Source organism: Mycobacterium sp. E3339 (assembly GCF_001666915.1).
Taxonomy (GTDB): Bacteria; Actinomycetota; Actinomycetes; order Mycobacteriales; family Mycobacteriaceae; genus Mycobacterium.
Map to the genome: position 1 here is coordinate 1 of NZ_LZIZ01000134.1, position 7497 is coordinate 7497.

Consider the following 7497-nt stretch of genomic DNA (forward strand, 5'->3'; position numbering starts at 1 on the left):
GTGATGACGCCCAACTTGACCATGCCCAAGTACGTCGACGGGTTGAACAGCGTCGGCCACACCGTGCGGGTTCTGTGCTCGTTGATCGGCCGGTCCGTGAATCGGTCGCGCAGCCACCTCAGCGTCATGGGCGCCGACAGTGGATGCAACAGCAGATGCCCACAGAACCGGTCGCGGTGGTAGGTGACCGACACGCCGTTGCGTTCATACTGAGCCACCAGTGCGTCGACATCGTCGACGCTGATGATTCCGTCGTGCACTGCCTGTACGACCAGCACCGGAGGCTTGGGCCCCGACTTGCCGAGCCTGGTCTCGTCGAAGATGTGGCGCACTTCGGGCAAGTCCCACAGCTCGTCGGCCGTCATGTCGACGTAGGACCCGATGTCGACGTTGCGAAACTGCCATACCGCCTGGGCAGTCGTCATCGTCTGCAACTCGTCGAGCAACGCCTTGCCCTCGTCGGTCGCGTGCTCATCGACGACCCTTTGCGCGCCGGGAAAGACTTGCGTCAATGCGGAAATCATCAGTGCGGCGAGACCGGCGAAGAAGCTGCCATTGAGGCGGCGCGCCACACTGCCCGGGTCGCCGACGGGCGAACCGAGAACGGCGCCAACGATATTGAGCTCCGGCGCATATCGCTCACATAATTCGGCCGCCCACGCCGACGCCAGTCCTCCCCCTGAATATCCCCACAGACCCACCGGGGCAGACGGCGACAATTCCAATCGCTCGCACCGCATAGCGGCACGCAACCCGTCCAGAATCCGGTAGCCGGGCTCGACGGGAGCGCCCCACATGCCATGGCAGCCTTCGTGGTCCGGTACGCAAACCGCCCAGCCTTCGGCCAGCGCGGCCGTCACCAACAAATACTCGGCTTGGACGAACGCACCGATCGGTCCCGCGCCGCGCCGCATGGCGAACGAGGGAAAACAGCGCGACGCCACAGCGTCGATCGCGCATTGATAGGAGAGCACCGGATAAGCGACGTCTGACTCGCGCTGCGCCGGGACCAGCACTGTCGTCACGGCGACTTCCGGTTCTTCGTGCAGATTCGTGGTGCGGTACAGCAACTGAGTGGCTTTCACTCGTTGACTGATGAGACCCAGGAATCCGATCTCCACGTCGCGCGAGCGCAACACCGTCCCCGGCTCTTCGTGCTCGTATCCCAGTGGCGCCCGGTAGAACGGGTCATCGTCGGGTGAGATCGGCCGTTCGCCGCGGCGCAGCGCGTCGTGCGGCGCGCTGCTGCTGACGCGCACTGGTGTGGCGGAAGAGCTGTCCATTGGCGTGGCGACTCCCTCGGCGTATCGCTGATGGCACGCATTCACGCGGCCCCGAGTTAGCCATTACCCGCGGTACCGGTTTGTCAACCACCGGCCATCCGAAATTCCCGCCGAATTACGGCGTGGGCTCGGTGCGCATCCAGTTTCCGAGAAACGCGCTGGCGCGGAACGACTCGCACCAGTCGGGCGGTTGCGGCCCCACCCACCGACGATCAGGCCTCCTCTGTACGGGAATGAGGGATCTTTGACGGTTGGCGACTGTAGAGGCGTACCAGCGCCATGATTCCCGTGAGAAGAATGGTGAATAACGCTGCCGATGCGCCTGACTCGTACACGTCGGCAATCTGGATGGTTTTGCCGCCGCGGACCGCAACGCCGTCCGGCGGGTGGGTCAGGGCGGCGAAGACCTGAGTGGCGGTGGAAAGCCAGAACAGGCACGGCAGCAGCCAATAGGGGCGGGTTCGGGTGGCGGGGCTCCCGGGGAATCGCGCCTCGACGAGCGCTACGAGCTGAAAGATCAGCCAGCCCGTCAGCAGCCAGCCGAGATAGTTGGTCAGCGGGACTCCCAGCGCGCCGGTCGGGTGGTGATAGGAGTACCAGTCGTGCGCCGTCGCACCGATGGGGTCGTTTACCAGGTCATAACCCCCAAGAATGAACGTCGCCACGATGGGCGTCGTAAAGCGTTCGGCGTTACCCACGGCCACATCGGGAGCGGGTCGCATGATCACCCGGGCCAGTGCCCAGGCCAGCCAGCCGAAAATGATCCAGCTGACGATGGCCACTGGGGGAACGCCCAGGGGCTTCGGACCGGGCAGGTGATGGGTGTAGGAGCCGAACGGGAAACCGGTCGCGACACCGATTGCCTCCATTGCGAACGCAACAACGCCGGCGATGGCGACGAATGCGGCCACGCCTCGTGCGAAGTAGCCCAGCCACGCATGGACGACGACAAACAGAACGAGAAAGCCCAATTGGGCGGCCCCGGCTTGCGCAGCCAGCGACGGACGCACCGCCATAACCAGCGCGGCGACCAGCGTGAGGAACAACAAGACCCAACACGATGCCCAGAGAATCTGCAACCGTGCCCCCGTTCGGCGAGACGATCGCGTCTGCGTAACGGCTGGCGCTCGCTGGGTGGTCTCTTCACTGGTCACCTTGCGCACCCTCCTAGCCGTGCTGTTCGGCGCCCGACGCACGCCGATTCTTGTTTGCTCACGCTATCGCCCGGAGTTGCGGATCTCAGCTATTCGGCGGCATGAGGCAGTGCCGATGCTCGCGGTATTTCAGTGACGAACTAAGGGAACCCGTTGGGGGACAACCGGCCTCGCCGGGGCGGGAACCGGGCTATATGCCCTGGTCAAAGTGGAGCCGATGACGGGAATCGAACCCGCGTATTCAGCTTGGGAAGCTGATGTTCTGCCATTGAACTACATCGGCGCTGTCGACAAGGAAGGCTAGCATCCGGCGGCGGATCCGTTGGGCGAGTAGGGCGGCCGCCAACGACCCGACCGCGGCCGTCGGCCCCGCCGCGCAAATGCCCGCCGCCGCGGAAATGGCCGCTGTCCTGCAAATTCGAAGACGCGTGTTTATTATTCCGTGATCGTGTCGTAATGTGCCTGGGGTGGGTCGGCACAGATTAGCCAAGAAGCGGCGGAAGTCCCCGCTTGTCCTGGCAGCGGCGCTGGGGCCCGCCGCGGTGTTCTTCGCGGCGGCCGGAGACGTCGGCCCTTTCGTCCCCCAACACATCGCGGCGCCCGTTATTGGAGACAATTCAGCGTGCTGCTTAGAAATCGTCTCGGCGAAGCCGATGGCGATCACGCTCGCGTCGGATGTGTCCCGTGGCGACGGGATGGCTCCGCCGCCCGCGGCGTCCAGGTATCACACCCGATCGCGCTTCCTGCCCGTCGGGCTTACCCCCGAACAGGGCCTGCAGGTGCGGACGATCCTGGTCTCGCGCGCCATCACCGCAAAGTTCCCCCAGATCCACGAAATGGGCGGCGTGCGACCGGATCCGCTGCCCTGGCACCCGCTGGGATTGGCGATCGACGTGATGATCCCCAACCCGCAGAGCGCCGACGGCATCGCCCTGGGCGACGAGATCGTCGCGTACGTGATGCAGAACGCGCGGCGCTTCGGGATCCAGGACGCGATCTGGCGCGGCGTCTACTACACGCCGGGCGGAGCGCAGCCGAGCCGGCTCGGCCACTACGACCACGTCCACGTCACGACCACCGGCGGGGGCTACCCCAAGGGTGGGGAGATGTATCTGGCTGACTGACGGCCAGCGGCTAGGCTCGTCGCGTGCTGCTCTCCGATCGTGACCTCAGGGCCGAAATCACCGCCGGCCGGTTGGGCATCGACCCCTACGACGCCACCCTGGTGCAGCCATCGAGCATCGACGTCCGCCTGGACTGCATGTTCCGCGTCTTCAACAACACCCGCTACACCCACATCGATCCGGCCAAGCAGCAGGACGAGTTGACCACGCTGGTCGAACCCGTCGAGGGTGAGCCGTTCGTGTTGCACCCCGGCGAGTTCGTGCTCGGCTCCACGCTGGAGCTGTTCACCCTGCCCGAGGACCTGGCGGGCCGGCTGGAAGGCAAGTCGTCCCTGGGCCGGTTGGGCCTGCTGACCCACTCCACGGCCGGCTTCATCGACCCGGGCTTCAGCGGCCACATCACGCTGGAGCTGTCCAACGTCGCGAACCTGCCGATCACGCTGTGGCCGGGGATGAAGATCGGTCAGCTGTGCATCCTGCGGTTGACCAGCCCGGCCGAACACCCTTACGGCAGTTCGCAAGTTGGTTCCAAGTACCAGGGCCAGCGCGGACCCACGCCGTCGCGGTCCTATCAGAACTTCATAAGGTCTACATAGCTTCCGCGGGGAGCCCTCGCCCCCGTTCTGCGCGATACTTAGTTAGCCACGGTTTTTTTCCTCCGCCAGGCCGTGGTTCAACGCGCAATACCTTTGGAGGGGTTTGTCTTGGATATCGTGCTCGGGGTGTCGATGGCACCGGCATCGATCCAAATGGTCGTCCTCGAAGGCGAATACGCCGACGGCGCCACCGTAGAAGAGGACGTGTTCGACGTCGCCGCCGCCGACGAGGCGGCCACCGCGAGCGCGTCGGATCAGGTGCTCGCCGCCATCCTGGGCACCCAGGAGGGCGCGGCCGACGCCGGGCTGGAGGTGTCTTCGATCGGCGTGACGTGGACCGACCAGCTCGAGGCGGCGGCGTTGCACGACGCGCTGGCCGCCCATCGCATCGAGAACGTCATGTTGGTGTCGGCGTTTCTCGCCGCCACGGCCCTCGCCCAAAACGTCGGCGCCGCAATGGGTTACGAGCGCACCGCGGTGATGTTCGTGGAGCCCGACACCGCGACGCTGGCGGTGGTCGAGACCTCGGACGGGTCCATCCCCGACGTCTACAAGCAGCCCCTGTACGCCGACTCCTACGACCAGGCCGCCACGCAGCTCGGCGGCATGATCGGCGGCCTGGAGAAGCTGGCGGCCGCGCCGGACGGCGTGCTGGTGGTGGGGTCGGGCGTCGACATCGCCCCGCTGAAGCCGGCGCTGCAGACGGCGACCTCGCTCGCGGTGAGCGTCCCCGAGGAGCCGGAGACCGCGCTGGCCCGCGGCGCCGCGCTGGCGGCGGCCAACGCGCCCCTGTTCGCCTCCTCGACCGCCGCGCTGGCCTACGCGCAGGACCCCGGCACCGGCGTCGTCGACCAGCACTCGCTGCCCGAATACCTCTACGCGCCCTTCGGAATCGACGACGAGCTCGCCTACAGCGCGGTGCCCGACGAGGACGCCGATTCGCCGACCGTGGTCATCGAGAAGCTGTTCGTGCAAGAAGAGAGCCAGCCGCGGCGCCGGCCGGCCCTGCTGATCGGTAGCGGGTTGGCGGTCGCCGGGATCAGCGCGGTGTTGGCGCTGGAGATCGCGCTCGCCATCGGCATCCGCTCGACGGGCACCGTCGCGTTGCAGCCCACGCCGGGACAGCACCTCATCGTTCCGGCGCAGGAGGCGCCGGCGCCCGTCGAGGCGTCGGCCCCGGCGGCCAAGATCCACCTGCCGGAGCCGGTGGCGGCGCCCAAGCCGATGACCCCGCAGTTCGCCGCGCCCATGCCGGCGGCCCCGCCACCGCCCGCGGCGCCTCCGATTCCCGCGCCGGTGCCGGCGGCGCCGGTGGTGCCGGTTCCGGTGGTCGTTCCGCCGATCGCGCCGGTGATCCTGCCCCCGGTCCGCGTGCCCGTTCCCAACCCCGTGCTGACTCCGCCGGTGATCCAGGCGCCGCCGCACGTGTCGCCCCCGCCGGTGGTGGTGGTGCCCCAACCGCCCGTGCATGTCCCGGAGCCGCCGCAGTCCGGCGGCACCGGCCCGCAGTCGCCGCCGCACCAACCTCCGCCCGATTCGGGCACGGGCGGCTCGGGCGGTGGGCATGTGCCGGCGCCCGGTTCGGGTACGGGCGGGTCGAGTGGTGGGCATGTGCCGGCGCCCGGCTCCGGCGACGGCGGCGGCCTCGGCGGCGGGCACGTCCCGCCTCCTAGCTCTGGCCCCGGTGGGCTGGGCGGCGGCCACGTCCCGGCGCCCGGTTCGGGCACCGGCGGGTCGAGCGGTGGGCACATCCCGCCTCCCACTTCCGGCGACGGCGGCCTCGGCGGTGGGCACGTCCCTCCGCCTGGCTCCGGCCCCGGTGGGCTGGGCGGCGGGCACGTCCCGTCACCCGGTTCCGGCGGCGGTGCGCCCGGTGGCCCCGGCGGCCTGTTCGGCGGCGGACCGGGCGGCGGCAGCTTCGGTGGCGGCGGCGGTGGCGGCGGTCACAGTGGCGGAGGCGGTGGCAGCCACAAATAGCCGGTGAGGGCTACCCCGGCCGGTCGCCGCGCGGCGCACAAGGTCGCGAACACGCGTAAAATCGGATTACTAGGGGAAAAACACGGTGGGGACCCAGTGACCTCTGGCGATTTCGCGGGGTGCGGCGGCCACGTCCTCATCATCAGGACTAGCAAGCGAACCATGGAGGAGCTTTGGACACGGTACTTGGCGTGTCGATGGCGCCGACGGCCGTCCGAATGGTGCTGGTCGAAGGCCAGAATGGCGAAGGCGCCACCGTCGACGAAGACAACTTCGACGTCCCGCCCGAGGACGACGCCGCAACGCTCAGCGCGGCGAATCAGGTAGTTTCGGCGATCCTGGGCACGCGGGAGGGCGCAGCCGAGGGCGGCTACCAACTCGCCTCGACCGGGGTCACCTTCACCGACCCGATCGAGGCCGCCGCCCTGCGGGATGCGCTGGCGGCGCACAAGGTCGAGAACGTGATGTTGGTCTCGGCCTTCCTGGCCGCGGCCGCCCTGGCGCAGGCCGTCGGCAGCCAGACGAACTACGCTCAGACGGCGCTGCTCTACATCGAGCCCGACACCGCGACACTGGCCGTCGTCAACAGCGCCGACGGGTCGATCGTCGACGTTCAGCGGCAGCCCCTCCCGGCGGACGACGAGGCCGCGGTGGCCCAGCTGGCCACGATGGTTTCGCACGCCGAGACGCTGGAGACGCGGCCGGACGGTGTGTTCGTCGTCGGCTCGGGCATCGACATCCCGCTGATCAAGCCCGCGCTGGAGGCGGCGACATCGCTGCCGTTGTCGGCGCCCGAAGAGCCCGAGACCGCGCTGGCGCGGGGCGCTGCGCTCGCCTCCGCGAACGCGCCGCTCTTCTCGTCGTCCACCGCGGCGCTGGCCTACGCCCAGGACCCGGGCACCGGCGCCATCGCCCCATTCGGGATCACGCCCGGCTACTTCGACACCCCGGGGACGTTGAGCAGGGACGCGCTCGCCTACAGCGCGGTGCCCGACGACGCCGACGACCTGTACACCGGCGCGCACACCGGCGCGACCGCGCTCGTCGACGCCGGCGACCCCCAGCGCAGCTCGTTCCGGCTGGTGGGAAGCATCGTGGCCGGCGTCTTCGTCGTCGGCCTGGTGGCGCTGGTCGTCTCGCTGGCCATCGCCATCCGGCCCACGGCCAACGTCCAGCCCAACCCGAACCAGAACGTCGTCGTCGCTCCCAGCCGGCCCGCGGCCAGGTTCTCTTGCAGCAGCTTGCGCAGGCCGGGCTCGTAAAAGGGAATGTCACCGCCGGCAAGCTTGGCGACCTTGCCGGGGTCGATATCGACCCCGACGACCTCGTGTCCCAGTTCCGCCATTCCGACGGCGTGGGTGGC

At 68.5% G+C, this 7497-nt stretch carries 5 protein-coding genes, 1 tRNA gene and 2 pseudogenes; 4 read left to right on the plus strand and 4 right to left on the minus strand.

Going from position 1 to position 7497, the window contains the following annotated elements:
* The 3 genes from A5702_RS12080 to A5702_RS12090 form a co-directional block, all read right to left on the minus strand.
* Positions 1–1283, minus strand: a 1283-nt coding sequence (locus tag A5702_RS12080) for a lipase family protein (RefSeq protein ID WP_068220964.1), incomplete at its 3' end; no start/stop codon positions are given.
* Positions 1284–1495: 212 nt separating this feature from the next.
* Complete coding sequence (locus tag A5702_RS12085) at positions 1496–2332, minus strand: carotenoid biosynthesis protein (protein ID WP_055400535.1); 837 nt, start codon at positions 2330–2332, stop codon at positions 1496–1498.
* A gap of 314 nt (positions 2333–2646) precedes the next feature.
* Positions 2647–2720, minus strand: a tRNA-Gly gene (locus A5702_RS12090).
* A gap of 184 nt (positions 2721–2904) precedes the next feature.
* Between A5702_RS12090 and A5702_RS12095 the strand changes: the two genes are divergently transcribed.
* The 4 genes and pseudogenes from A5702_RS12095 to A5702_RS12110 all read left to right on the plus strand — a co-directional run.
* Positions 2905–3561, plus strand: coding sequence for a hypothetical protein (locus A5702_RS12095; RefSeq protein ID WP_068220957.1), 657 nt, complete (start codon positions 2905–2907; stop codon positions 3559–3561).
* Between the two features lie 23 nt (positions 3562–3584).
* Positions 3585–4157 carry a dCTP deaminase gene (dcd, locus tag A5702_RS12100; protein ID WP_055400524.1) on the plus strand — a complete coding sequence of 191 codons (573 nt, stop codon included), beginning with the start codon at positions 3585–3587 and terminating at the stop codon, positions 4155–4157.
* Between the two features lie 132 nt (positions 4158–4289).
* Positions 4290–6134, plus strand: a complete 1845-nt coding sequence (locus tag A5702_RS12105; protein WP_231965049.1) for a hypothetical protein — start codon at positions 4290–4292, stop codon at positions 6132–6134.
* Between the two features lie 218 nt (positions 6135–6352).
* Positions 6353–7354: pseudogene (locus tag A5702_RS12110) on the plus strand (hypothetical protein); the annotation flags it as partial.
* Here A5702_RS12110 and A5702_RS25670 read toward each other — a convergent pair.
* Positions 7324–7497: pseudogene (locus A5702_RS25670) on the minus strand (UDP-glucose 6-dehydrogenase); the annotation flags it as partial. The pseudogenes A5702_RS12110 and A5702_RS25670 overlap by 31 nt on opposite strands.